This window comes from Janibacter terrae NBRC 107853 (assembly GCF_001591405.1).
In the GTDB taxonomy this organism is placed as follows: Bacteria; Actinomycetota; Actinomycetes; order Actinomycetales; family Dermatophilaceae; genus Janibacter; species Janibacter terrae.
This window is the reverse complement of the sequence record NZ_BCUV01000003.1, coordinates 89,506-112,597: the sequence shown is the minus strand read 5'-3', so window position 1 is coordinate 112,597 and position 23,092 is coordinate 89,506. Positions and strand designations below refer to the sequence as shown.

The following is a 23,092-nucleotide window of genomic DNA, read 5'->3' as shown; positions in this document are numbered from 1 at the left end:
CACCACGTCGCTGGTCGCGGGGCTTCCTCTTGTCCCCACGCACGACGAAGGGGGCCGACCCTCCCGTGGGAGAGCCGGCCCCCTTCAGGGACCCTGGGGTCAGTCGTCCTGAGCGGCACCGGACTCGTCGGAGCCTGACCCGGACACGGACGCGGGGCCCGACTCGCTGGCCTCGTCGTCACCGCGGCGGCGACGACGGCGACCGCCGTCGCGACCACCCTCACGGCGACCGCCACGACCACCCTCGTCGTCACCGCCGGAGGCCATCTCGGCCTCCTGCTCGGGGGTGAGGACGGCGGCGAGGCTGAGCTTGCCGCGCGGGTCGATCTCCTTGAGCTCGACCTGGACCTTCTGGCCGATGCCGAGGATGTCCTCGACCGCGTCGATCCGCTTGCCGCCGACGAGCTTGCGCACCTCGGAGATGTGCAGCAGGCCGTCCTTGCCCGGCAGGAGCGAGACGAAGGCACCGAAGGTCGTCGTCTTGACGACGGTGCCGAGGAAGCGCTCACCGACCTCGGGCATCTGCGGGTTGGCGATCGCGTTGATCGCGTTGCGCGCGGCGTCCGCGGACGGGCCGTCGACCGCACCGATGAAGACGGTGCCGTCGTCCTCGATGCTGATGTCGGCGCCGGTGTCGTCCTGGATCTGGTTGATCATCTTGCCCTTCGGGCCGATGACCTCACCGATCTTGTCGACGGGGACCTGGACGGTGATGATGCGCGGCGCGGTCGGCGCCATCTCGTCCGGGGTGTCGATGGCCTCGTTCATGACGTCGAGGATGTGCAGACGCGCGTCGCGGGCCTGGGTGAGCGCGCCACCGAGCACGGAGGCGGGGATGCCGTCGAGCTTGGTGTCGAGCTGGATGGCCGTGACGAACTCACGGGTACCGGCGACCTTGAAGTCCATGTCGCCGAAGGCGTCCTCGGCGCCGAGGATGTCGGTCAGCGCCGCGTACTGCGTCTGGCCGTCGACCTCGTCGGAGACCAGGCCCATGGCGATGCCGGCGACCGGCGCGCGCAGCGGCACACCGGCGTTGAGCAGCGACAGGGTGGAGGCGCAGACGGAGCCCATCGAGGTCGAGCCGTTGGAGCTCAGCGCCTCGGAGACCTGACGGATCGCGTAGGGGAACTCCTCGCGGGGCGGCAGCACCGGCATGAGCGCACGCTCGGCGAGCGCTCCGTGGCCGATCTCGCGGCGCTTCGGGCTGCCGACCCGGCCGGTCTCACCGGTCGAGTAGGGCGGGAAGTTGTAGTTGTGCATGTAGCGCTTCTTGGTGACCGGGCTCAGTGAGTCGATCTGCTGCTCCATCTTGAGCATGTTGAGCGTGGTGACACCCATGATCTGGGTCTCGCCGCGCTCGAAGAGCGCCGAGCCGTGGACGCGCGGCAGCACCTCGACCTCCGCGCCGAGGGCGCGGATGTCGGCGAGGCCACGGCCGTCGATGCGGACCTTGTCGCGCAGGATGCGCTGGCGGACCTGCGCCTTCTGCACGGAGCGGTAGGCGGCGGACAGCTCCTTGTCCCGACCGAAGAACTCGCCGGGAGCCTCCTCGGTGCCCGCGAGGGAGGCCTTCATGGCGTCCTTGATCTCGTCGAGCCGGTCCTCGCGCTCGACCTTGCCGGCGATCGTCAGCGCGGTCGCGAGGTCCGCGGAGGTCGCAGCCTCGACGGCGGCGTAGGCGTCGTCCTGGTAGTCGAGGAAGATCGGGAAGTCCTCGACCGGCTTCGCGGCCTTGGCAGCGAGGTCGGCCTGGGCGTCGCACAGGACCTTGATGAACTGCTTGGAGGCCTCGAGGCCCTCGGCCACGACCTCCTCGGTCGGGGCGGTCTTGCCCTCGTTCTTCACGAGGTTCCACGTGGACTCGGTGGACTCGGCCTCGACCATCATGATCGCGACGTCGTCACCCGCGATGCGGCCGGCGACGACCATGTCGAAGGTCGAGCGCTCGATGTCGCTGAAGTTCGGGAAGGCGACCCACTGGCCGTCGATGAGCGAGACGCGCACCGCACCGATCGGGCCCGAGAAGGGCAGACCGGAGATCTGGGTGGACGCGGATGCCGCGTTGATCGCGAGCACGTCGTACTGGTGGTCCGGGTGGACGGACAGGACGGAGATGACGACCTGGACCTCGTTGCGCAGACCCTTCTTGAAGGTGGGGCGCAGCGGGCGGTCGATCAGACGGCAGGTGAGGATGGCGTCCGTGCCGGGACGACCCTCACGGCGGAAGAAGCTGCCCGGGATGCGACCCGCGGCGTACATGCGCTCCTCGACGTCCACCGTCAGGGGGAAGAAGTCGAAGTGGTCCTTCGGGGTCTTGCCGGCCGTCGTGGTCGACAGGAGCATGGTCTCGCCGTCGAGGTAGGCGACGACGGCACCGCCGGCCTGCTTGGCGAGGCGCCCGGTCTCGAACCGGACCGTGCGGGTGCCGAACTGGCCGTTGTCGATCGTGGCCTCGGCGAACTGGATCTCAGGACCCTCCATCGGGTCCTCCTTTTCTCTCTGCTACCGGGTGCATCGTCGTTGTGCCCCGGTCATGTCTTCGGTGGTGACGGTCTTCAGTTGTCGCATCTTCAGTTGTGGTTCCTCCGGGGTTCACACTGTCCCCGGATACGCGAAGAAGCGGCCCCCAGTCTCGGGAACCGCTCTCCACGACATACTTATCGGCGCAGGCCGAGGCGCTTGATCAGCGCACGGTAGCGCTCGATGTCGGTGCTCTCCAGGTAACGCAGGAGGCGGCGACGCTTGCCCACGAGGAGCAGCAGACCACGACGGCTGTGGTGGTCGTGCTTGTGCTCGCGCGAGTGCTCGGTGAGGTCCTTGATGCGCTGCGTGAGCATCGCGACCTGGACCTCGGGGGAACCGGTGTCACCTTCGACGGTGGCGTACTCGGTCATGATCTGCTTCTTGACTTCAGCGGTCAGCGGCATGCGGTGACACTGCTCCATTCCTGGGTTGTTGCGCGGCGCGCCCGGGCTGGTTCACCGGGGCTCTTGGATCCGCGGCCGATCTAACGGCAACCCGTGCAGATTACCAGTGCGTCGCCCACGCCCCCTAATCCGCGGGGGGCCCCTCGTCCGCGACGGAGCGGACCGTGATGCGGCGGGGGCCGGTCACCTCGACCTCGACCACCCAGGACGGCTCGCCCGACAGCCTCTCGACGAGCTCCGGGGGGACGAGCGCGGTGTACTCGTCGCCCGCGGCGTCGGTCATGAGGTGGGCCACCTCCCCGACCGGCTCGGTGCGCTCGACGCTCACGGGCACGGTGCACCACCCCGGCGCGGGCCCCTCCTCGGGACGCGAGCCCGGGGCGCACCACACGAGCGAGCGGTTCTCCATCGCCTGCACCATCTCGACTCCTTGCTCCGGGCCGCGGTCTCAGGCCGCGTCGCGTCCAGCCAACCATGTCGCGAGCGAGTGCGCGATGGGCATCCCGGTCGGCTCCTCGAAGCAGCTGTACGCGGGCGACGGGTTGACCTCGAAGCACCACCACCTCCCGTCCTCGTCGTGCAGCAGGTCGACCCCCGCGAAGGGCAGCTCGAGCTCCTCGGCGAGCCGCACGCAGCGTCGCGCCAGGTCGTCGGGCAGCTCCACGGGCGTCATCGCGGTCCCCCCGCCCCCCTCCGGGTAGCGGTAGTCGAGCGTCTCCGAGTCGACGGCACAGGCATGCACGGTGTCACCGACGACGTGCACCCGCACGTTGGTCCCGGTGAGCAGCCGCTGGAACTGGGTCGGCAGGTGCCGGACCCGCTCGAGGTCGTCCAGGCGCTCCCCCGCCAGCTCGTGCACGACGGACCGCACGCCGCTCACCGACTTGTAGACCACCCGCCCGTGTCGTCGCAGGAAGCGCCGCGCCTCCTCCGGGTCGCTCGTGACCAGCGTCTCCGGCACGTCGAACCCCAGCGCGCGGATCAGCGCAGCCTGGTACGGCTTCGAGGTGTTGCTCGACATCGCACGCGGGCGGTTGGCGACACGCAGCGGAGCGACATCCGCCCACGCGGTCATCGCCGCGAGGGCCGCCTCCTGCCGACGGTCGCGAAGGGGGTCGGGGACCAGACCGGCGACGTCCGGCCCGCTGAGCCGGAGGTAGAGGCCGGTGGCGCGCGAGAGGTCCACGCGCGCGCCGTGCCGACCGCACCAGGCACCGACGACCCCGCCGCGCACCTCGACCTCGAGCTGCCAGGCGTGCGCCTCCTCCTCGGCGAGCAGGAGCACCTCCATCCCCTCCCGGGAGGCCCGGTCGAGCAGGAGGCTCACGGGTGGCTCGCTGGGGCTGCCGACGACGATGATCATGCGACGCGCCTGCCCGCGTGCTCCGCGGCGCGCCCCTCGAGGTGTCGGGCCAGCATCTGCAGACCGGCCGGTGCCGTCGTCGCGGGCACCGGGTCCACCCCGAGGACCTCCGGCCCCCCGGGGCGCGGCCCGGGCACCGACAGCAGCACGCTCGCGACCTCGAGGTCGAGGGAGCGCACGAGGGCGCGAAGGGGACCGACCAGGCCGGCTGGCGCGTCGACGACGTCCCCGCAGACGAGGACCTGCCGGCGCCCGGGCGGGATCTCGGAGCTGCCGACCATCGGCTCGGCGAGCACCGGCCGCCCTGGCCCGCGGCCGGGGGCGTCCACGTGGCGCGGGATCCCCCCTTCGACCCAGGGGCGGCGCTGCCCGCCCGGCCAGCGTTCCCCGGGGACCCGGGCCGCGTCGGCGGCGAGGAGGAGGTCCGGGGTCGCCAGCCCGACCGCGGCACAGGCGGGCGCCAGCCGCAGGAGGTCCGGCGCCGTGCCGCACAGGGCCCCCGGGCTCGGCCGGTTGACGACGACCTCACGACGGCTCCACAACCAGGACAGCCCGGCGGCGTGCATCTCCGCCGCCGCGTACTCCGCGTCGGCCGACCGGGCGAAGGGGCGGGCCCGGAAGGTGACCGCGCGACACCAGATGACGTCGTACCCGGGCGGCTCGGGCTCGAGGTCGCTCGCGCACGGGCCCGACGCCGGGGTGTGGGTCGTGCTCGCCCGCGCGAGGTGCAGGTCGTCGGCGAGCTCGACCCTCTCCACCCCCCGGCGGCGCAGCACGGCGGCCACGGCCATCGCGGTGACGTCCCGGGGTGGGGCGATGATCAGGATCGACGGGACCATCGCGGGCTCAGCCGGGCGGCAGGGTGTCGAACTCGGCCTTGGCCCCGGTCGACCCCTCCTCGACCGCCGACCGCAGCGCGTCCGGGTCCGGGCCACCGCTGCTGCGACCGAGGTCCGGCCGCTCCGCCTCGCCGATGAAGGGCTCGGCACCCTCGCTCCAGCCCTCGTCGGGCCCGCTGCCGCCCAGCGACTCGAGGAGACCGTGGACCACCGTCTCGAGCGCATCGAGCCGGGCCTCGAGGTCGCCGACCGACTCCGCGACCGGGTCGGGCGCGGACGACCACCACTGCCCTCGGCCGAAGGGACGTTCGGCGAGCTTCTCCCCGAACTTGTTGTCGGGGAACTTCTCCTCACGCAGCCCCTTGCCGTCGCGGACGTCCTTGAGCCCCTTGCCGCGGTCGTCGCGCAGGTCCTTCATCGGCTTGACGTCGACGTCGGGCCACCGCTTCCACCCGTCCCGGATGTCCTTGATGTCCTTGGCCTCCCGCAGCTTGGGTGCGGTGAAGCAGCGCACCTTCAGCTGGACGGTCATCGCGGCGGACGAGGCCGGGATGGCGGAGATCTCCACGCAGGTGGACGCCCCGGCGAAGGACGTGCTGCTCGGCGTCGACGAGTCGTTGAAGGTGGTGTTGCCGGACGAGCCGGGGAAGGGGTCGCCGGCATCCCCGCGGTTGGTGTTGAGCTCGAGGTGCCGACTGCCGTCGGCCTGGAGGAGCCCGACCTTGTAGTGCGACTCGTTGGTGTTGCCGGTGACCGCCTCATCGATGTGCCACACGAGCAGACCGGCCCCCGGCAGCGACTGGTCGTAGCCCGTGCGCTGCCGGTTCTCGACGAGGAAGTACTCGTTGCCACCCAGCCCGTCCTTCCACAACCGGTAGGCGGTGCGGCCCGTCTTGATGTCGTTGATCGTGACCGTCGCGTTGGTCGACTGCACGACGACGCTCGCCCACCCCTGGGTGAGCTTGCACCAGGCGGACGGGTGGGTCGGGCGGTCACCGCCGCCGCCCCACGAGCCTCCTCCCATGAGGCACCAGTTGCCCACGCCCTCGGACGTGCCGTCGGTGTCGTACAGGTCGGGCCAGCCGAAGATCAGGTGCCCGATCTCGTGCGCGCTGACGCCGATCTTCGCGTCCTCGGGGATGGTGAGGTAGGCGAAGACCTTGGTGCCGTCGACGGTGCGCTCGGCGGGCAGGACCCACTTGTGCGACCAGATGTCGGTGGCCTGCCCGGTCTGCTCGGCACCGCGGCCGGCGTGCACCACGATGAAGGCGTCGACGAACCCGTTGCCGTCGTTGTCGTAGGGCCCGAAGTCGACGTCGGCGTTGGCCGCGGACAGCGCGTCGTTCGCCATCGTCCGCGCGTTGGGCGTGGTGGCCTGCGTGCCGTTGGCGCTCCCCGCGTAGCTGGCCAGGGTGCCGGGCATCCGGTACGGGCCCACGACCTCCCCGGTGATCGTCACGAGGCCGCCCGACACGTCGGAGAAGTACTCCGTCACGCTCCCGGCGGGGAGCTCACCGTACGAGAAGAAGAGCCGGCTGAAGCGGTCGTCGGCGTCCGCTGCCATCGTCTTGTCGGAGAAGTCCACGAGGACGACGACGACCCGCACGTCCCCGCGGAGGGGGGCCCGGTCCAGCGCCGCGCGCTGGGCCACGGCGGCCGTCGTCCCGGTCGGGAAGTACGTGCCGGGGAAGATGAGCCCGTCGTCGAAGCCGACGTGGTCGGGCGCCTTGAGGGTCAGGTGGTCGGCGAGGGTCCCGAGCTCCTGGTCGCGGACCTGCTCGCGCAACCGTTGGAACTGCTCCTTGAGCTGTTCGTTGAGCTCGGGGTCCGGCGCGACGACGCACAGGTCGTCGACGCGGTGTGGTCGGATCGTCCGAGGCCGTGCTGCATCGCTGTGACTGTCCATGATGACTCTCCGTCAAAACCATCGACCCCGGGTCCTGTCCGGGGGAACAGCAGCTGCGCCATCTCATCCTGACAGCGCCACCACCGGGCGACAAGGTCCCGGCCAGCCCTGTCGCCCAGCGGTAGTCGGCGCCCTCGGCGGCACCTGGGGAGGACGAGCGAAGGGGGGCGCGGCCGATGTGGCCGCGCCCCCCCCTTCGTCAGTGCGTCAGAGGTTGATCATGTGCCCCGCGATGCCCTCGACGGCCTCCTTGACCGCCTCGGACAGCGTCGGGTGCGCGAAGACGTTGCGGGCGACCTCGTCGGCGGTGAGGTCCCACTTCTGCGCCAGGGTGAGGACCGGGAGCAGCTCGGTGACGTCGGGGCCGATCATGTGGGCGCCGAGGATCTCGTTGTGCTCGGCGTCCGCGACGACCTTGACGAAGCCGACCGCGTCGCCCAGGCCCATGGCCTTGCCGTTGGCGGTGAAGGGGAAGGTCGCCGTCTTGACGTCGTACCCCTTCTCCTTCGCCTGCTCCTCGCTGTAGCCGAAGGAGCCGATCTGCGGGTGGCAGTAGGTCGCGCGCGGGATGAAGTCGTACTCGACCGGCATGGTCTCGGCGCCGTTCATGTGCTCCGCGGCGACGACGCCCTGGGCCTCGGCGACGTGGGCGAGCATGAGCTTGGCGGTGCAGTCACCGATGGCGTAGACGTTCTCGACGTTGGTGCGGCAGTACTCGTCGATCTCGATGGCGCCGCGCTCGGTGAGCTGGACGCCGATGGACTCGAGGCCGTAGCCCTGAGTGCGCGGGGCGAAGCCGATGGCGGACAGGAGGCGGTCGGCCTCGAGCACCTGGGAGTCGCCCCCCTTCGCCGGGGTGACGGTGACCTTGACGCCCGAGCCGGTGTCCTCGACGGACTCGACCTTCGTGCCGAGCATGACCTTGACGCCGAGCTTCTTGTAGTGCTTGGCCAGCTCCTTGGACACGTCGGCGTCCTCGGTGGGGACCATGCGGTCGAGGAACTCGACGATCGTCACGTCGACGCCGAAGTTCTTCATGACGTAGGCGAACTCGACGCCGATGGCACCGGAGCCGGCGATGATGATCGAGCCGGGGAGGTTCTCGTCGAGGATCTGCTCCTCGTAGGTGACCACGTTCTTGCTCACCTCGACGCCGGGGAGCATGCGGGTGGTCGCGCCCGCGGCGACGATCAGCTTGTCGAAGGAGACGGTCTTGGTCTCTCCGTCGTTCAGGGCCACGTCGACCGTGTTGGCGGAGGTGATCGTGCCCCAGCCGTCGATCTCGGTGATCTTGTTCTTCTTCATGAGGAAGTGGACGCCCTTGACGATGCCGGCGCTCACCTGGCGGGAGCGGGCGTGCGTCGGCCCGAAGGACATCGTGACGTCGCCCTCGATGCCGAACTTCTTCTTGTCGTGGGTCAGCGTGTGCGCGAGCTCCGCGTTCTTGATGAGCGCCTTGCTGGGGATGCAGCCGACGTTGAGGCAGACACCGCCCCAGTACTTCTTCTCGATCACCGCGACCGTGTTGCCGAGCTGCGCGGCGCGGATCGCCGCCACGTAGCCACCGGGTCCGGCACCGAGCACAACAACGTCGAAATCAGCCATGGCCGACAGCCTAGCCACAGGTGGACTACGTTCAGACACGAGTCCGCATCACACCGCCGTGAGCACCAGGAGTGACCATGCGCCAGCAGGCTGAGTCGAGTCCCCTCGTCGAGGAGAGGGACGGCGTCGAGCGGGTCCGTACCGACAGCGACCGCCCTCCTGTCGCGGTGCGCGCACCGCACCTCGTGACGGGAAGGGAGAAACTCGTCTTCGCCCTCATCGGCCTGCTCGGGGCGGTCGGCTGGGCGATGATCGCGGTGGTCCGCGGCGAGCACGTCAACGCGGTCTGGTTCGTCTTCGCGGCGGTGTGCACGTACATCATCGGGTATCGCTTCTACGCCCGCCTCATCGAGTACAAGGTGCTCAAGCCGCGCGACGAGCGCGCCACCCCCGCAGAGGAGTTCGAGAACGGCAAGGACTTCATGCCGACCGACCGGCGGGTGCTCTTCGGGCACCACTTCGCCGCGATCGCCGGCGCCGGTCCGCTCGTCGGTCCTGTCCTCGCGGTGCAGATGGGGTACCTGCCCGGCACGCTGTGGATCGTCTTCGGCGTCGTCTTCGCCGGCGCGGTGCAGGACTACATGGTCCTGCACCTGTCGATCCGCCGTGGCGGTCGCAGCCTCGGCCAGATGGCCCGGGACGAGCTCGGCCGGGTCGGTGGCACGGCCGCGATCGTCGGCGTGCTCGCCATCATGCTCATCCTCATCGCCGTCCTCGGCATCGTCGTCATCGGCGCGCTCGCCAACTCCCCCTGGGGCGTCTTCTCCATCGCGATGACGATCCCGATCGCCCTCTTCATGGGGCTCTACCTGCGCTTCCTGCGGCCCGGTGCCGTCGGCGAGGTCTCGCTCATCGGCGTCGTCCTGCTCGTCGTCGCGATCATCGGTGGCGGCTGGGTGTCGGACCACCCGACGCTCTCGGGCACCTTCACCCTCGAGCCGATCACGCTGGCCTGGCTGCTCATCGCCTACGGCTTCGCTGCCTCGGTGCTGCCGGTCTGGCTGCTCCTCGCCCCGCGCGACTACCTGTCGACGTACATGAAGGTCGGCACCATCGCGCTGCTGGCCATCGGCATCCTCGTGGCACGCCCCGAGGTCAGGATGCCGGCGGTCACCGAGTTCGCCTCGACCGGGACGGGGCCGGCCTTCGCCGGCTCGCTCTTCCCCTTCCTCTTCATCACCATCGCCTGCGGAGCGCTGTCCGGGTTCCACGCGCTGATCGCCTCGGGCACGACGCCGAAGCTCATCGAGAAGGAGAGCCAGGCCCGCTTCATCGGCTACGGCTCGATGCTCACCGAGTCCTTCGTCGCCGTCATGGCGATGGTCGCGGCCGTGAGCATCGACCAGCACATCTACTTCGCGATGAACGCCCCGGCGGCCCTCACCGGCGGCGAGCCGGGCAGCGCCGCCGACTACGTCAACGGCCTGCCGCTCCTCACCCCCGGCGGCGGCCCGGTCCCGCCGGTCGACGCGGCGACGCTGCAGCAGGCCGCGGACAGCGTCGGCGAGGAGACGATCATCTCCCGCACCGGTGGGGCCCCGACGCTGGCCTTCGGCATGAGCGAGGTCATGAGCGTCTTCGGCGGCGACTCGCTCAAGAGCTTCTGGTACCACTTCGCGGTGATGTTCGAGGCGCTCTTCATCCTCACGACGGTCGACGCCGGCACCCGCGTGGCGCGCTTCATGTTCTCCGACGCGCTCGGCAACCTGCCCGGCCTGGGCCGCTTCAAGGACCCGTCGTGGCGGCCGGGCGCGTGGCTGTGCAGCTTCCTCGTCGTGGCCGGTTGGGGCTCGATCCTCGTCATGGGCATCCTCGACCCGCTCGGCGGGATCTACACGCTCTTCCCGCTCTTCGGCATCGCCAACCAGCTGCTCGCGGCGATCGCGCTGGCGGTGGTGACGACGATCATCGTCAAGCAGGGCAACCTGCGCTGGGCCTGGATCCCGGGAGTCGCCCTCGTGTGGGACCTGGTCATCACGCTGTGGGCCTCCGCGCTGAAGATCTTCAGCAGCAACCCCAAGATCGGCTACTTCGCCCAGCGCGACGCCTTCGTCGAGGCCCGGGACAAGGGTGAGCTGCTCACCGGGGCCAAGAGCGCCGCGGACATGGACAAGATCATCTTCAACTCCGGCGTCCAGGGCGCGCTGTCGATCATCTTCGCGGTGCTCGTCATCATCGTCGTCGTCGCCGCGGTGGCCGTGATGGTCCGCGCGGCCCGCGCCGGTGGCCTGCCGACGAGCGAGACGAAGGGGGTCCCCTCCCGGATCTTCGCGCCGTCCGGCCCGATGGCGACCCCGGAGGAGAAGGCCGTCCTCGCCGAGTGGCGAGAGGCGGGCCTCGAGCCCTCCCCCGCGGCCAGGCGCGGCCACCGATGAACGCGGTGACGGGCTCCCCCTTCGACGTGCTGCGGCGGATCGGCCGCTTCGTGTCGGGGGTGACCGGCGCCGACCGCTACGAGCGGTACGTCGAGCACCTGCAGCGGGTCCACCCGGGCGCTCCCGTGCCGACGCGAGCGGAGTTCTGGCGGGCGCACTACGAGGAGCAGGAGCGCCACCCGGGCACCCGCTGCTGCTGATCAGTCCCGGACGCCCGCGAGCGTCTCGTGGACCTCCCTCGCGATCGGCGCAGCGGACGCACCACCGGTGCCGCCCTGCGACACGACGACCGCGACGACGTAGCGCGGCCTGGTCGTCGGCGCGTAGGAGACGAACCACGCCGTGTCCTCCTTGCCGTAGACCTCGGCGGTGCCGGTCTTGCCGGCAACCGGCCAGCGGCGCAACGGGAAGCCCTCGAAGGCCGAGCGGGCGGTGCCGCCGGGCTCCGAGACGACGTCACCGAGCGCGACCCGCAGCAGCGCGCCCGACTCCCCCGGCAGGTCGACCTGGCGGGCGGTCGGTGCGTCGATCGCGGTCCTGGTCCCGTCGGGGGCGATGCCCGCGCGGGCGAGGTGCGGCGCCGGCTCGCGCCCGTCAGCGGCGATGGTGCCGTAGACGCGGGCCATCTGGAGCAGGGTCGCCGTGACGTCGCCCTGCCCGATCGACAGGTTGGCCTCGTCGCCGGGACGGAACTGGTAGCCGTTGTCGCAGTTCTCCCGGGCGATCGCGGTGAGGTAGGCGCGGCGGGTGGGGTCGGCGATCTTCGGGTGGCCGCGCTCGGCCTCGCGGCAGGAGGCGTCCTTGGTCGTGTCCCACCACTCCTGCTTCCAGGCGCGGTCCGGGATGCGTCCCGCGGACTCGGCGGGCAGGTCGATCCCGGTCGGCTCGCCGAGCCCGAGGTCGCGCGCGGTGTCGATGAGGGGGTCACCGTCGTCGTCGGCGGACAGGCCGCCCTGCTCGCGCCACACGTCCTCGGCGACGCGGTAGAAGACCGTGTCGCAGGAGACCTTGATCGCCTCGCGCCAGGTGATCCACCCGTAGGCCCGCGACTCGAAGTTGTTGAAGGTCCGGTCCCCGATCCGGTGCGAGGCGGAGCAGTTGACCTCGTCGTCGAGGTCGGTACCCGCCGCGACGGCGCCGGGCAGGGTGACCGCCTTGAAGGTCGAGGCCGGGGGCTGCGCCACCCCCGCCACGCGGTCGATGAGCGGGCTGCCGTCACCCTCGGTGAGCCGCTCGTACTGCTCCTGGGTCACGCCGCGCGACCAGACCGAGGGGTCGTAGGTCGGCACGCTCGCGGAGGCGACGACCCCGCCGTCGCGCAGGTCGAGGACGACCGCGGCCGCGCTGTCGGCGGCGTTGCCGCGCGCCCTCGCGTCCCGGATCCCCTGGGCGAGAGCGGACTCCGTGCGGCGCTGGATCGGCAGGTCGAGCGTGGTCACCAGGTCCGACCCGGGGACGGGCTCGCTCCGGCCCACCTCCTCGACGGCGACCCCGCGGGCGTCGACGCGCACGTCGCGGTACCCGGGGCGCCCGCGCAGCAGCTCGTCGTACTGCCGCTCCAGGCCGGAGGCGCCGACGAGGTCGTCGGCCGAGATCGCGCCCCCCGAGGCCTCGACGGTCGCGGCATCGGGTCGCGCGAGGTACCCGGTGGTCTGCGGGGCGCCGCCCCCCTTCGCCCGTGGGTAGCCGCGGACCGGCTGCCGGGTGACGGCCACGCCCGGGTAGAGCTCGGGACGCTCGGTGATCGCCGCGGCATCGGCCGGGTCGACGTCGACGGCGACCGGCACCGGGACCAGGGCGGAGCCGGGCCAGCAGGCCGGCGGGTCGGCCGCCCCGGGTGCACCGCAGAGGGTGGTCCTCCCCCACAGCCGCGCGAAGGGGAGGTCCAGCGCCTCGCTGAGTCGGCGGACCGTCGCGCGCCCGCCGTCCGGGGCATCGGCGAGCGAGGCGCGGTCGATCGTCAGGTCGGTGCGCACCGCGTTGTCGACGAGCGGTCGGCCGTCGCGGTCCAGGATCCGGCCGCGCAGGGCGGGCAGCGCCAGGCGGGTCGTGCCCGGGCCCTGCACCCCGGGGTCCGCGGCCGGGTGGTCCGTGAGCTGCAGCTGACCGAGACGCCCGAGGAGCACCCCGGCCATGAGCGCGAGGACGGCGAGCGAGGCGAGCATGCGGGCCTGCATGCGGGGCGCGCGAGGCCTCATGCCAGTCCCCTCGTCACGAGAGTGGCCTCGAGGCGTTCGACGAGGCCGACGACGACGAGACCGAGGGTCGCCGTGGCGAGCACCTGCCAGCCGAGCGCTCCCCATGCCACCGGCCGCGCGCTGGCGAGATCGATGAGCACAGGCGCCGCGCGGGTGACGACCACGGCGAGCACGACGACCGGCACCGGCCACCACCACGGGTGGCCGGAGCGCCGTCGGGCGGTGCCGGCGACCCACCCGGCCGCCGCGTAGGCCAGGCCCGAGAGACCGAGCGGCGCACCGACGGGCGGGGCGAGGTCGACGAGCCAACCGCCGACGAGCCCGATGAGCGCCCCGGAGGGCGAGCCCGCGGCGAGGGCGACGCCGACGACGACGAGCAGGACGAGGTCGGGCGGGGCGAGCACCCCTCGGGCGCCGAGCGCGAGCACGGCGACGAGGGCGAGGGCGAGGGCGAGCAGGCGCACTGGCCAGCGCAGGCCGCTCACGGGGTGCGCCGGCTCGTGCGGCCGGGACCGACGACGACCGCGACGACGTCGACGGTCGCGAGGTCGACCGCGGGATCGACGACGGCGGTGTCGGTGAGGGCGCCCGCGGCGTGCTCGACGCGCGTCACCGTGCCGACGTGGATCCCGGGCGGGTACGGCCGTTGCCCGGGGCTGCCGAGCGTCGTGACGTCGTCCCCCTTCGTCGTCCGGGCGCGGGTGAGCTGGGTGATGACGAGCTCGTCCGCGGCGTGCGTCGTCGTGGGGTCCGACCCCGACAGGGTGCCGATGACTCCTCGCGGCCCGGTGCGGACCCCGACGCCCGCATCGGGCGCTCCGACGACGGCGACGTCGGCGCTCCAGTCGGCGACGGAGACGACCCGGCCCACGAGGCCGTCCGGGGCGATGACCGCGCTGTCGACGCGCACGCCGTCGCGACGGCCGACGTCGATCGTCACCCGCTCCGGGCCGGACGCCCCGGCGCGGTCGAGCGCGACCACGCGCGCGCTGACCGTGCGCAGCTCGCCCGCGTCGAGCTCGTCGAGAGCCCGTCCCGCACGGGCCTGCTCGCGCAGGGTCCGGATCTCCTCGGCGAGGCGGATGTTGTCCCGCTCGAGCCGGTCGGCTTCGTCGTCACCGGGCGCGACGAGGCGCTCGACGGGGCCCAGGACCGCGTCGCCGGCCCCGCGCAGGGGGCCGAGCGGCGCACCGGCGAGGTCCGCCAGCAGCACGAGCAGCGTGAGCGCGAGCAGCACGGGCAGGACGCGGCGACGCATCAGAACCGGTGGCCGTCGACGAGGACGGGTTGCAGTGCGGCGAAGTCGTCGACGCACCGGCCGGCGCCGCGCACCACGGCGCGCAGCGGCGCGTCGGCGACGGTGACGGGGACGCCGAGCTCGTGGCGCAGCCGCGCGTCGAGCCCGCGCAGCAGCGCGCCACCGCCGGTGAGGGTGATGCCGCGCTGGAGCACGTCGCCGGCGAGCTCGGGCGGGCAGCGGTCGAGGACGTCACGGACCAGGCCGACGACCTCACCGACGGGCCCGGCGATGGCCCGCCGGATCTCGGCCGAGCCGACGTCGACGGTCTTGGGCAGGCCCGTGACGAGGTCGCGGCCGCGCACGCGCGTGGACACCTCGGTGGCGAGCGGGAACGCGGAGCCGACCTCGACCTTGATGTGCTCGGCGCTCCGCTCCCCGAGCAGCAGCGAGAGGTGGCGGCGCACGTGGTCGACGATGGCGTCGTCGATGGCGTCGCCGGCGGTGCGGGTGCTGCGCGAGGCGACGATCCCGCCGAGCGCGATGACGGCGACGTCGGTCGAGCCGCCGCCGATGTCGACGACCATCGAGGCCTGGGTGTCGGTCACCGGGAGGCCGGCGCCGATGGCGGCGACCATCGGCTCCTCGACGAGGTAGACGCGCCGGGCTCCGACGCGCAGGACGGCCTCCTCGACCGCCCGACGCTCGACACCCGTGATGTCGCTCGGGATGCACACGACGACGCGCGGGCGGAAGACGCGGGACATGCCGACGCGGTCGGTGAACCACCGCAGCATCTGCTCGGTGGCATCGGGCTCGCTGATGACCCCGGCGCGCATCGGACGCACCGCCCGGACGGCCCCGGGCGTGCGCCCGAGCATCTCCTTGGCCCGGGTGCCCGCGGCGACGAGCTCCCCCGTCTCGGCACTCACCGCGACGACGCTCGGCTCGTCGAGGACGACGCCGCGATCCTGGTGGTGGATCAGGGTGTTGGCGGTCCCGAGGTCGATGGCGAGGTCACGGGCCAGGCGTGGGAGCCCTCGGCGTCCTCCTCGTGCTCCCTCCGCCACGTCAGAGCTTCGGGAACCAGATGCCGATCTCACGGTCGGCGGACTCCGGCGAGTCGGAGCCGTGGACGATGTTCTCGTCCACCGCGCCGGCCCACTTGCGGCCGAGGTCGCCACGGATCGTGCCGGGGGCCGCCTCGGTCGGCTTGGTCGCGCCGGCGAGCGAACGGAAGCCCTTGATGCACTCCTGGCCCTCGATGACGACCGCGGCCACGGGGCCGGAGGACATGAAGTCCAGGAGCGGCTCGTAGAAGGGCTTGCCCTCGTGCTCGGCGTAGTGCGCGGCGAGCTGCTCCCGGGTCGGGGTGACCACGGAGAGCGCGACGAGGGTGTACCCCTTCGCCTCGATCCGGCGGATCACCTCACCGGTGAGGCCACGGCGGAAGCCGTCGGGCTTGACGAGGATCAGGGAGCGTTCGGTCTGCACGGTCTCGGTCACGGGCCCCAGCGTAGTCACGCGCTGATCGTGCCCGTACCCAGCAGGGCGAAGAGGCCGAGCGCCAGGAGGATCCGGTAGACCATGAAGGGGGTGAAGGTGTGGGTCGTGATGTAGCGCATGAACCACGCGATGACGGCGTAGCCGACGACGAAGGCGATGAGGGTGGCCACGATGATCGGCGTCCAGCCGGTCTCGCCGGTCCCTTCTCCCCCGGCGATCTTGACGACCTGCAGGCCGCCCGAGGCGATGACCGCGGGGATCGCGAGGAGGAAGCTGTATCGGGCCGCGGCCTCACGGGTGTAGCCCATGAAGAGACCGCCGGCGATCGTGCCGCCGCTGCGGGAGACCCCCGGCACGAGGGCCAGGGCCTGCCAGAGGCCGTAGAAGATGCCGTGCTTCCACGACAGCTCGGTCAGCTCGCGGCGCTGGGTGCCGAGCCGCTCGGCGGCCATGATGACGAGGGCGAAGACGAGCAGCATCGTCGCGGTGATCCACAGGCTCCGCAGCGAGGTCTCGATCTGGTCCTGGAAGAGGATGCCGAGGAGGCCGATGGGGATGGTGCCGATGATGACGAGCCAGCCCATGCGCACGTCCGGGTCGTCCCTGGCGACCTTGCCGGCGAGCGAGAGGCACCACTTGCGGATGATCGTCGTGATGTCGCGCCAGAAGTAGATGACGACCGCGGCCTCGGTGCCCAGCTGGGTGATCGCGGTGAACGCCGCGCCCGGGTCCTCCTGCCCGAGCAGCTGCCCGACGATCGAGACGTGGGCGCTGGAGCTCACCGGGAGGAACTCGGTGAGCCCCTGGACGAGCCCGAGGATGATGGCGGTGATGAGGTCCAAGGTCAGCTCTCCTGCTGGGTCGTGGCGCGGGCGGCCTGTTCACGATCGACGCGTCGGCCCACGCGCTGGCAGTAGCCGTAGAGGAGCGCGAACATCGCACCGACGACGAACATCATCGGCACGAAGAGTCCCGACAGGATGGAGAGAACCTGGACGACCCATCCCAGGGCCGGCCCGAAGGGCCGCTTCATCACACCCGCGGAGACGAGCGCGAGGACGGCCAGGCCGCAGAGCAGGACGAAGGGGGTCAGCCCCGCGATCACCGCGTCCTGGTCCGGGTCGAGGCCCCGGCTCGTCAGGGCGCCGAAGAAGATGACGAGCGCCTGGCCGCCCACGACGGTGGCGAGCATCCGCCACATGAACTTGCCCTGGGGGCGCGGCTGCTGGTCGGGAGTCACGGTGGTCAAGGGTAAGCGGCTCACTCGTCGTCGAGATCCACCGGCACCTCGACCGGCGGGGCGACGGGCTCCTCGACGTCGGTCACGCCGAGGAGCAGGCGCACCTCACCGACGGTGACGATGGACCCGGTCGCGACGACACCGCCGGCGACTCCCCCTTCGTCCGCCAGCTCGGCCGCGCGGTCGAGCGCGTCGGGCAGCTCGTCGACGACCGTGACGCGGTGGTCACCGAAGACCTCCCCGGCGATCTCGCCCAGGCGGTCGGGACGCATCGCGCGCGGGGAGGTCGAGCGGGTGACGACGACCTCGTCGAGCGCCGGCTCGAGGGCCTCGAGGATCCCGACGACGTCCTTGTCCTTGAAGATCGAGACGACGCCGACGAGGTGGCTGAAGGTGAAGGAGTCCTTGAGCGCCTCGGCGAGGACCGCCGCGCCGTGCGGGTTGTGGGCCGCGTCGACGATGACGGTGGGGCTGCGGCGCACGATCTCGAGACGACCGGGCGAGGTGGCCGTGGCCAGCCCGGCGGCGAGGACCTCCTCCCCGAGCGGCTGCTCTCCCCCGCCGAGGAAGGCCTCGACGGCCGCGACGGCGAGCGCCGCGTTGCCCGCCTGGTGCGCGCCGTGGAGCTTGAGCAGCAGGTCGGGGTGGTCCCCGGCGAGGCCGCGCAGGGAGATGACCTGGCCGCCGACCGCGACCTCGCGCTCGAGGACCCCGAAGTCGGCTCCCTCGACCTTCAGCTGCGCGCCGACCTCCTCGGCCCGCTCGCGCAGGATGTCCAGGACCTCGGGCTCCTGGGGGGCGCTCACCGCGATGGCGCCGGGGTGGATGATCCCCGCCTTCTCCGAGGCGATGTCCTCGATGGAGTCACCGAGGAAGTGCTGGTGGTCGAGCCCGACGGGGGTGATGACCGCGACGTCGGCCTCGAGCACGTTGGTCGCGTCCCACGACCCGCCCATCCCGACCTCGATGATGGCGATGTCGATCGGCGCGTCGGCGAAGGCCGCGTAGGCGAGCGCGACGAGCACCTCGAAGTAGGTCATCCGCGGTCCACCCTCGGCGACCGAGCGGGTGTCGACCGCGTCGACGAAGGGGGCGATGTCCGCCCACGCGTCGAGGAAGGCCTCGCGCGTGATCAGCTCCCCGCCGATGGTGATCCGCTCCCGGATGTCCTGCAGGTGCGGCGAGGTGAACCGTCCCGTCTTCAGGCCCGACTCGCGCAGCACCGACTCGATGATCCGCGCGGTCGAGGTCTTGCCGTTGGTGCCCGTGACGTGGATCGCCGGAAAGGTGCGCTGCGGCTCGCCGAGCAGGTCCATGACCGCCCGGATGCGGTCGAGGCTGGGCTGCAGGTCGTGCTCGGGCGCACGCTCGAGGATGCTCTCCTCCACCTGGCGCATGCGCTTGCGCAGCTCGAGGTCGGCGGCGGCCTGCCGCTGGGCGGCGTCGGGGGCGGGGCTCATGCCGCAGATTGTCCCATCGTCAGGCCCCACGGCGTGCACGCAGCACGACGTCGTGCACGTGGTGCGCGGAGACCGCGCCGGCTGGGCGCTCCCGGCGCTCGTGGACCTCGACGACCCACCCGGGCCGCTCGGCGATCGCGGCCACGAGGTCGTCGGTGCCGACGAAGGCGTGGTGGTCGAAGGGCCGGGTCTGGTCCACGTCGCCGTGCGTCGCGGTCTCGTCCATGTCGTGCGTGTCGTGGTTGACGACGACGAGGTGGCCGCCCGGCGCGACGGCGTCGAGCACGTGGGCGACGCCGCGGCCGTCGGGCGTCCGCGGGACGGATGCGTAGGCGGCTGTCACGAGGTCGTGCTGCGCGGAGCCGAAGGGGGCAGCAGCGTTGACGTCGGCCTGCACCAGGACGATGTCGAGGCCGCGGTCGCGGACTGGCACCTCCATTCACTCGCGCGATTGAGTAGGTTAGCCTCTCCTAACCATCCATCGACCTGAGGTTCTGCCATGCCCCTGCCCCGCCTGCGCACCACCGGTGTCGCCCTCCTCGTCGCCGCACCCGTCGCCCTGAGCGCCTGCGGCTCGGACCCCGCCACCGACGCCGCCGCGACGTCCGGCTCCGACGACTCCGCATTCCCCGTGAGCATCGAGTCCGCCCTCGGCACCGCCGAGATCACCGAGAAGCCGAAGAAGGTCGTCACCCTCGGCCAGGGCTCCACCGAGACCTCGATCGCCCTCGGCACCGTGCCGGTGGGCATGGAGGAGTACGCGTGGGCCGCCGACGAGTCCGGCTACACGCCGTGGGTCCACGAGGCCGTCAAGGACGAAGGGGGCACGCTCCCGGAGTTCGTCGGGGCCGGCGAGGAGCTGGACCTGGAGAAGATCGTCGAGCTCGAGCCCGACGTCATCCTCGCCCCCTGGTCCGGCATCACCCAGGAGCAGTACGACTCGCTGAGCGAGATCGCCCCGACCGTCGCCTACCCGGACAAGGCGTGGAGCACCGACTGGGACGAGCAGATCGAGATCATCGGCGAGGCGCTCGGCGAGGAGGAGCAGGCCCGGGGTGTCGTCGAGGACCTCGAGCAGCAGCTCGCCGACGAGGCGAAGAAGCACCCCGAGTGGGCCGAGCACACCTTCTCGTACGTCTACACGACACCCGACACCCTCGGTGTCTTCCTGCCGACGGAGCAGCGCGCCGCGATCGTGCAGAAGCTCGGGCTGAAGCCCGACCCGGTCGTCAAGACCCTCGAGGAGACCGAGGGAACCGACTCCGCGGTCATCGGCTACGAGAACGCCGACAAGCTGAACGACAGCGACCTGATCTTCACCTTCTACAGCGATCCGAAGGCCAAGAAGCAGGCGATGGACAACAAGCTCTACGCCTCGATCCCGGCGATCAAGCAGGGCGCGGTCGTCGCCGGCGAGGACAACGCCTTCGTCACCGCCTCGTCGATGATCAACCCGCTCACCGTGCCGTACACGCTCGAGCGCTACCCGAAGATGATCGACAAGGCCATCGCCAAGGCCGACGCCAAGTGACCCTCGGCTGGTGACGAGCACGCCCTCCGCACGACGCACCCCACGGACCGCCTTGGTCCTCGTGGGGTGCGTCGTCATGCTCGCCCTCATCTGCTTGGCCTCCCTCGCCGTCGGATCCAAGTCCACGTCCCTGCCCGAGGTGATCGGCGCTCTCACCGGGCGGCCGGACACCTACCTGGCGACCGTTCTCGACTCACGCATCGAGCGCACCCTGCTCGCGCTTGCGGTGGGGGTCGCGCTGGCCCTGTCGGGGGCGCTCATGCAGGGCGTAACCGCCAACCCGCTCGCCGACCCGGGGCTGCTCGGCATCAACGCCGGTGCGGCTGCCGCGATGGTGACCGCGAGCGCCTTCTTCGGCGTGGCGACGGGGTCGACGGCCTCGGCATGGGTCGCACTGCTCGGCGGTGGGATCGCGGCGCTCGTCGTCCACACGATCGGCACGGTGGGTGGCGGCGGCGCCAGCCTGGTGCGCCTCGTCCTCGCTGGTGCGGTCGTCGCGGCGGTGCTCAGCGCCTACGTCCAGGGGCTCGCACTGTCGATGCCCCAGCACTTCGACAGCTACCGCTTCTGGGTCGTCGGATCGCTGGGTGACGGTGGGCTCGACCAGCTGCGGTCGGTCGCCCCCTTCCTCATCGTCGGGCTGGTCCTCGCTCTGCTCTCGGCGAGCGGCCTCAACGCCCTCGCCCTGGGCTCGGAGACCGCGACCGGCCTGGGGGTCAACACCACCCTGCTGCGCACTGCTGCTCTCGGCGCGGCAACCCTGCTCTGCGCGGCGGCAACCGCAGCCGTCGGACCGATCGCCTTCGTCGGTCTGGCCGTCCCCCACATCGTGCGGACCCTCGTCGGCCTGGACATGCGCCGACAGCTCATCACCTGCCTGCTCGTCGGCCCGATCGTGCTGCTCGGGGCGGACATCATCGGTCGGGTCGTGCTGCGACCGCAGGAGCTCATGGTGGGGGTGGTGACGGCCTTCGTGGGGGCACCGGTCCTCCTTCTCGCGGTCCGGCGCCTCGGGAAGCGGGCGGCATGAGCACCCCGTGGACCACCTCGGAGCCCGTCATCGGTCTGGGTCGCCGTGTCCGACTGCCGGTGCGCCGAAGGGTGGCACTCCTGGGCCTCGTCCTCGTCGCCCTGGTCGTCGGCGCGGCTGTGGCGACGTTGTCGATGGGGCGGCTCGGCATCCCGGTCATGGAGCTGCCGGCAGGCATCGCCGATGTCCTGGGCGGGGACGCGCGGGGCAAGGCCAACTTCGTCCTCGGCAACCTGCGCGGGCCGCGGCTGGTCGTCGCGCTCGGTGCCGGTGCAGCGCTCGGCGCCTCCGGCGCGCTCTTCCAGTCGGTGACCCGCAACCCCCTGGGCAGTCCCGATGTCATCGGGGTCAGCGCGGGTGCAGGCGCCGGTGCTGCCTTCGTCGGGCTGCTCGTGCCCAGCGCCACCTCGATCGTGATCGGCTCCGTGGCCGGCGCCGCGATCGCCGTGGGGCTGGTGGCCGTGAGTACCGGCACCGGCCTGTCCAACCCGATGCGCATGGTGCTCGCCGGCATCGGTGTCTCGGCGATGGCCTACGCCTTCACCCAGTACGTCGTCTACGTCATGGCCCGGGACAAGTCGTCGGTGCTGGCGGCCTACATCAACGGCAGCCTCAACGCCCGCGGCTGGGACCAGGCGGTGACGATCTGGATCGTCCTCGCCGTGGCCGCCGTGCCCCTGGCGATGCTGTCGGTGCCGCTCGGGATGACCGAGATGGGCGACGAGGTCGCCGCCTCGCTCGGCGTGCACTCCGGCGCGGTCCGGCGAAGGGCGGTGCTCCTGTCCGTCCTGCTGGCCGGCGGTGCCGTCGCGGTCGCCGGGCCGATCTCCTTCGTCGCCCTGACCGCACCGCACATCACCCGCCGGTTGGCCCGCAGCGCCCGGCCACTGCTCGGGCTGTCCGCGGTGACCGGCGCCCTCCTGCTGTCCCTGGCGGACCTCGCCACCCAGCAGGTCCCCCTCCTCGACGGGCTGCCCGTCGGCATCCTCACCCTGGCGATCGGTGGCGTCTACCTCGGCCTCCTGCTCGTCGGCGAATGGAAGAAGGCCACATGACGCTCCTCGCTGCCCACCAGGTCACCGTCGGCTACGGGGGCGAGCCGGTCATCCCTTCGCTCGACCTGGCGATCGAGCAGGGTGACTTCATGGTCGTCGTCGGACCCAACGGCTGCGGCAAGTCGACCTTGCTCAAGGCGCTGTGCCGGGTCAACCGGCCCTCGGCCGGCCGCGTCGAGATCGACGGCGAGGACGTGCACCGGATGCGTGGACGCGCTGTCGCGCAACGGATCTCGCTGCTGCCCCAGAGCGCGGTCGCCCCCGAGGGCATCACCGTCGCCGAGCTCGTCGCCCGCGGTCGGCACCCGCACCACACCCTGCTGCGGCAGTGGTCCCCCGACGACGACCGGGCCATCGCGGCCGCGCTGCAGCGGACCCACCTGGGCGACCTCGCCGACACCCCGGTCGCCACTCTCTCGGGCGGTCAGCGCCAGCGCGCGTGGGTCGCCATGGTGCTCGCGCAGGACACCGAGGTCATCCTGCTCGACGAGCCGACGACCTTCCTCGACATCGCCCACCAGTACGAGCTGCTCGAGCTCTTCGCCGAGCTCAACCGCGAGGGCCGCACGGTCGTCGCCGTGCTGCACGACCTCAACCAGGCGGCTCGCTTCGCCTCCCGTCTCGTGGTGATGAGCGAAGGGAGGATCCGCGGCGACGGCCACCCCACCTCGGTCCTCACCGCGGAGCTCGTGCGTGAGGTCTTCGGCCTGGCCGCCGACGTCGTCGACGACCCCCGGTCGGGCACCCCGCTCGTCGTCCCGCACGTCCGGTCCGCTGCACTCCCGGCCTCGACCATTGACAGGTGACTAAATAGTCACCT

General features: G+C 71.7%; 22 protein-coding genes. 6 read left to right on the top strand and 16 right to left on the bottom strand.

Annotated features, from left to right (window positions below):
* Nucleotides 1-99: 99 nt before the first annotated feature.
* The 7 genes from JT1_RS02990 to lpdA form a co-directional block, all read right to left on the bottom strand.
* Nucleotides 100-2,481, bottom strand: a complete 2,382-nt coding sequence (locus JT1_RS02990; protein WP_068322824.1) for a polyribonucleotide nucleotidyltransferase — start codon at nt 2,479-2,481, stop codon at nt 100-102.
* A gap of 176 nt (nt 2,482-2,657) precedes the next feature.
* Entirely contained in the window at nt 2,658-2,927 is a 270-nt protein-coding gene (gene rpsO, locus JT1_RS02985; protein ID WP_068322822.1) for a 30S ribosomal protein S15, read from the bottom strand.
* A 124-nt stretch (nt 2,928-3,051) separates the two neighbouring features.
* Nucleotides 3,052-3,348 carry a hypothetical protein gene (locus JT1_RS02980; RefSeq protein WP_068322819.1) on the bottom strand — a complete coding sequence of 99 codons (297 nt, stop codon included), beginning with the start codon at nt 3,346-3,348 and terminating at the stop codon, nt 3,052-3,054.
* Between the two features lie 27 nt (nt 3,349-3,375).
* Nucleotides 3,376-4,290, bottom strand: a complete 915-nt coding sequence (locus JT1_RS02975; protein ID WP_068322817.1) for an ATP-grasp domain-containing protein — start codon at nt 4,288-4,290, stop codon at nt 3,376-3,378.
* Nucleotides 4,287-5,129: a hypothetical protein gene (locus JT1_RS02970; protein ID WP_068322813.1), complete on the bottom strand. Its 843-nt coding sequence runs from the start codon at nt 5,127-5,129 to the stop codon at nt 4,287-4,289. The genes JT1_RS02975 and JT1_RS02970 overlap by 4 nt, the downstream gene beginning before the upstream one ends.
* Nucleotides 5,130-5,136: 7 nt before the next feature.
* Nucleotides 5,137-7,035 carry a M6 family metalloprotease domain-containing protein gene (locus JT1_RS02965; protein ID WP_082807431.1) on the bottom strand — a complete coding sequence of 633 codons (1,899 nt, stop codon included), beginning with the start codon at nt 7,033-7,035 and terminating at the stop codon, nt 5,137-5,139.
* A gap of 207 nt (nt 7,036-7,242) precedes the next feature.
* Entirely contained in the window at nt 7,243-8,640 is a 1,398-nt protein-coding gene (gene lpdA, locus JT1_RS02960) for a dihydrolipoyl dehydrogenase (protein WP_068322810.1), read from the bottom strand.
* A 77-nt stretch (nt 8,641-8,717) separates the two neighbouring features.
* Here lpdA and JT1_RS02955 point away from each other — a divergent pair, with 77 nt between their 5' ends.
* Nucleotides 8,718-11,015 carry a carbon starvation CstA family protein gene (locus tag JT1_RS02955; protein ID WP_068322807.1) on the top strand — a complete coding sequence of 766 codons (2,298 nt, stop codon included), beginning with the start codon at nt 8,718-8,720 and terminating at the stop codon, nt 11,013-11,015.
* Nucleotides 11,012-11,215, top strand: coding sequence for a YbdD/YjiX family protein (locus JT1_RS02950; protein WP_068322804.1), 204 nt, complete (start codon nt 11,012-11,014; stop codon nt 11,213-11,215). Before JT1_RS02955 ends, JT1_RS02950 begins: the two co-directional genes overlap by 4 nt.
* Here the strand turns inward: JT1_RS02950 and JT1_RS02945 are convergent, their stop codons facing one another.
* Genes JT1_RS02945 through JT1_RS02905 form a run of 9 tightly spaced genes read right to left on the bottom strand, consistent with a single transcriptional unit; the run spans nt 11,216 to nt 19,089 of the window.
* Entirely contained in the window at nt 11,216-13,213 is a 1,998-nt protein-coding gene (locus JT1_RS02945) for a penicillin-binding transpeptidase domain-containing protein (protein WP_068322801.1), read from the bottom strand. It abuts the gene before it with no gap.
* Nucleotides 13,210-13,698: a rod shape-determining protein MreD gene (mreD, locus tag JT1_RS02940; RefSeq protein ID WP_169701823.1), complete on the bottom strand. Its 489-nt coding sequence runs from the start codon at nt 13,696-13,698 to the stop codon at nt 13,210-13,212. Before mreD ends, JT1_RS02945 begins: the two co-directional genes overlap by 4 nt.
* Complete coding sequence (gene mreC / locus JT1_RS02935) at nt 13,695-14,471, bottom strand: rod shape-determining protein MreC (protein ID WP_068322794.1); 777 nt, start codon at nt 14,469-14,471, stop codon at nt 13,695-13,697. The genes mreD and mreC overlap by 4 nt, the downstream gene beginning before the upstream one ends.
* On the bottom strand, nt 14,471-15,520 hold the full coding sequence (locus tag JT1_RS02930) for a rod shape-determining protein (RefSeq protein ID WP_303621104.1): 1,050 nt from the start codon (nt 15,518-15,520) through the stop codon (nt 14,471-14,473). Before JT1_RS02930 ends, mreC begins: the two co-directional genes overlap by 1 nt.
* A gap of 1 nt (nt 15,521) precedes the next feature.
* Nucleotides 15,522-15,944, bottom strand: a complete 423-nt coding sequence (ndk, locus tag JT1_RS02925; protein ID WP_068323432.1) for a nucleoside-diphosphate kinase — start codon at nt 15,942-15,944, stop codon at nt 15,522-15,524.
* A gap of 26 nt (nt 15,945-15,970) precedes the next feature.
* Nucleotides 15,971-16,798, bottom strand: a complete 828-nt coding sequence (locus JT1_RS02920; protein WP_068322791.1) for an undecaprenyl-diphosphate phosphatase — start codon at nt 16,796-16,798, stop codon at nt 15,971-15,973.
* 2 nt (nt 16,799-16,800) lie between these two features.
* Nucleotides 16,801-17,196 (bottom strand): DUF4233 domain-containing protein, encoded by a 396-nt coding sequence (locus tag JT1_RS02915; protein WP_169701822.1) that lies wholly within the window; start codon nt 17,194-17,196, stop codon nt 16,801-16,803.
* Between the two features lie 20 nt (nt 17,197-17,216).
* Nucleotides 17,217-18,656 (bottom strand): bifunctional folylpolyglutamate synthase/dihydrofolate synthase, encoded by a 1,440-nt coding sequence (locus tag JT1_RS02910; protein WP_068322786.1) that lies wholly within the window; start codon nt 18,654-18,656, stop codon nt 17,217-17,219.
* Between the two features lie 19 nt (nt 18,657-18,675).
* Nucleotides 18,676-19,089 (bottom strand): class I SAM-dependent methyltransferase, encoded by a 414-nt coding sequence (locus JT1_RS02905; protein WP_169701821.1) that lies wholly within the window; start codon nt 19,087-19,089, stop codon nt 18,676-18,678.
* A 66-nt stretch (nt 19,090-19,155) separates the two neighbouring features.
* Between JT1_RS02905 and JT1_RS02900 the strand changes: the two genes are divergently transcribed.
* From JT1_RS02900 to JT1_RS02885, 4 genes are read left to right on the top strand one after another with little or no spacing between them, the layout of a single operon-like run.
* On the top strand, nt 19,156-20,187 hold the full coding sequence (locus JT1_RS02900) for an iron-siderophore ABC transporter substrate-binding protein (RefSeq protein WP_068322780.1): 1,032 nt from the start codon (nt 19,156-19,158) through the stop codon (nt 20,185-20,187).
* A gap of 10 nt (nt 20,188-20,197) precedes the next feature.
* Complete coding sequence (locus JT1_RS02895; protein ID WP_211596799.1) at nt 20,198-21,217, top strand: FecCD family ABC transporter permease; 1,020 nt, start codon at nt 20,198-20,200, stop codon at nt 21,215-21,217.
* The gene (locus tag JT1_RS02890; protein ID WP_068322774.1) at nt 21,214-22,272 is read left to right on the top strand and encodes a FecCD family ABC transporter permease; all 1,059 of its coding nucleotides are present in this window, start codon (nt 21,214-21,216) and stop codon (nt 22,270-22,272) included. The genes JT1_RS02895 and JT1_RS02890 overlap by 4 nt, the downstream gene beginning before the upstream one ends.
* A complete protein-coding gene (locus JT1_RS02885) occupies nt 22,269-23,078 on the top strand; it encodes an ABC transporter ATP-binding protein (RefSeq protein WP_068322769.1) in 810 nt (269 codons plus the stop codon). The genes JT1_RS02890 and JT1_RS02885 overlap by 4 nt, the downstream gene beginning before the upstream one ends.
* Nucleotides 23,079-23,092: the final 14 nt, after the last annotated feature.

What these genes read in the sequence shown, in the direction of transcription:
- JT1_RS02910 (WP_068322786.1), bottom strand. Translation starts at nt 18,656, where the DNA reads ATGAGCCCCGCCCCCGACGCCGCCCAGCGGCAGGCCGCCGCCGACCTC.
- mreC (WP_068322794.1), bottom strand. Translation starts at nt 14,471, where the DNA reads ATGCGTCGCCGCGTCCTGCCCGTGCTGCTCGCGCTCACGCTGCTCGTG.
- JT1_RS02990 (WP_068322824.1), bottom strand. Translation starts at nt 2,481, where the DNA reads ATGGAGGGTCCTGAGATCCAGTTCGCCGAGGCCACGATCGACAACGGC.
- JT1_RS02975 (WP_068322817.1), bottom strand. Translation starts at nt 4,290, where the DNA reads ATGATCATCGTCGTCGGCAGCCCCAGCGAGCCACCCGTGAGCCTCCTG.
- JT1_RS02965 (WP_082807431.1), bottom strand. Translation starts at nt 7,035, where the DNA reads ATGGACAGTCACAGCGATGCAGCACGGCCTCGGACGATCCGACCACAC.
- JT1_RS02980 (WP_068322819.1), bottom strand. Translation starts at nt 3,348, where the DNA reads ATGGTGCAGGCGATGGAGAACCGCTCGCTCGTGTGGTGCGCCCCGGGC.
- JT1_RS02890 (WP_068322774.1), top strand. Translation starts at nt 21,214, where the DNA reads ATGAGCACCCCGTGGACCACCTCGGAGCCCGTCATCGGTCTGGGTCGC.
- rpsO (WP_068322822.1), bottom strand. Translation starts at nt 2,927, where the DNA reads ATGCCGCTGACCGCTGAAGTCAAGAAGCAGATCATGACCGAGTACGCC.
- JT1_RS02900 (WP_068322780.1), top strand. Translation starts at nt 19,156, where the DNA reads ATGCCCCTGCCCCGCCTGCGCACCACCGGTGTCGCCCTCCTCGTCGCC.
- JT1_RS02970 (WP_068322813.1), bottom strand. Translation starts at nt 5,129, where the DNA reads ATGGTCCCGTCGATCCTGATCATCGCCCCACCCCGGGACGTCACCGCG.
- JT1_RS02885 (WP_068322769.1), top strand. Translation starts at nt 22,269, where the DNA reads ATGACGCTCCTCGCTGCCCACCAGGTCACCGTCGGCTACGGGGGCGAG.
- lpdA (WP_068322810.1), bottom strand. Translation starts at nt 8,640, where the DNA reads ATGGCTGATTTCGACGTTGTTGTGCTCGGTGCCGGACCCGGTGGCTAC.
- JT1_RS02955 (WP_068322807.1), top strand. Translation starts at nt 8,718, where the DNA reads ATGCGCCAGCAGGCTGAGTCGAGTCCCCTCGTCGAGGAGAGGGACGGC.
- JT1_RS02950 (WP_068322804.1), top strand. Translation starts at nt 11,012, where the DNA reads ATGAACGCGGTGACGGGCTCCCCCTTCGACGTGCTGCGGCGGATCGGC.
- JT1_RS02945 (WP_068322801.1), bottom strand. Translation starts at nt 13,213, where the DNA reads ATGAGGCCTCGCGCGCCCCGCATGCAGGCCCGCATGCTCGCCTCGCTC.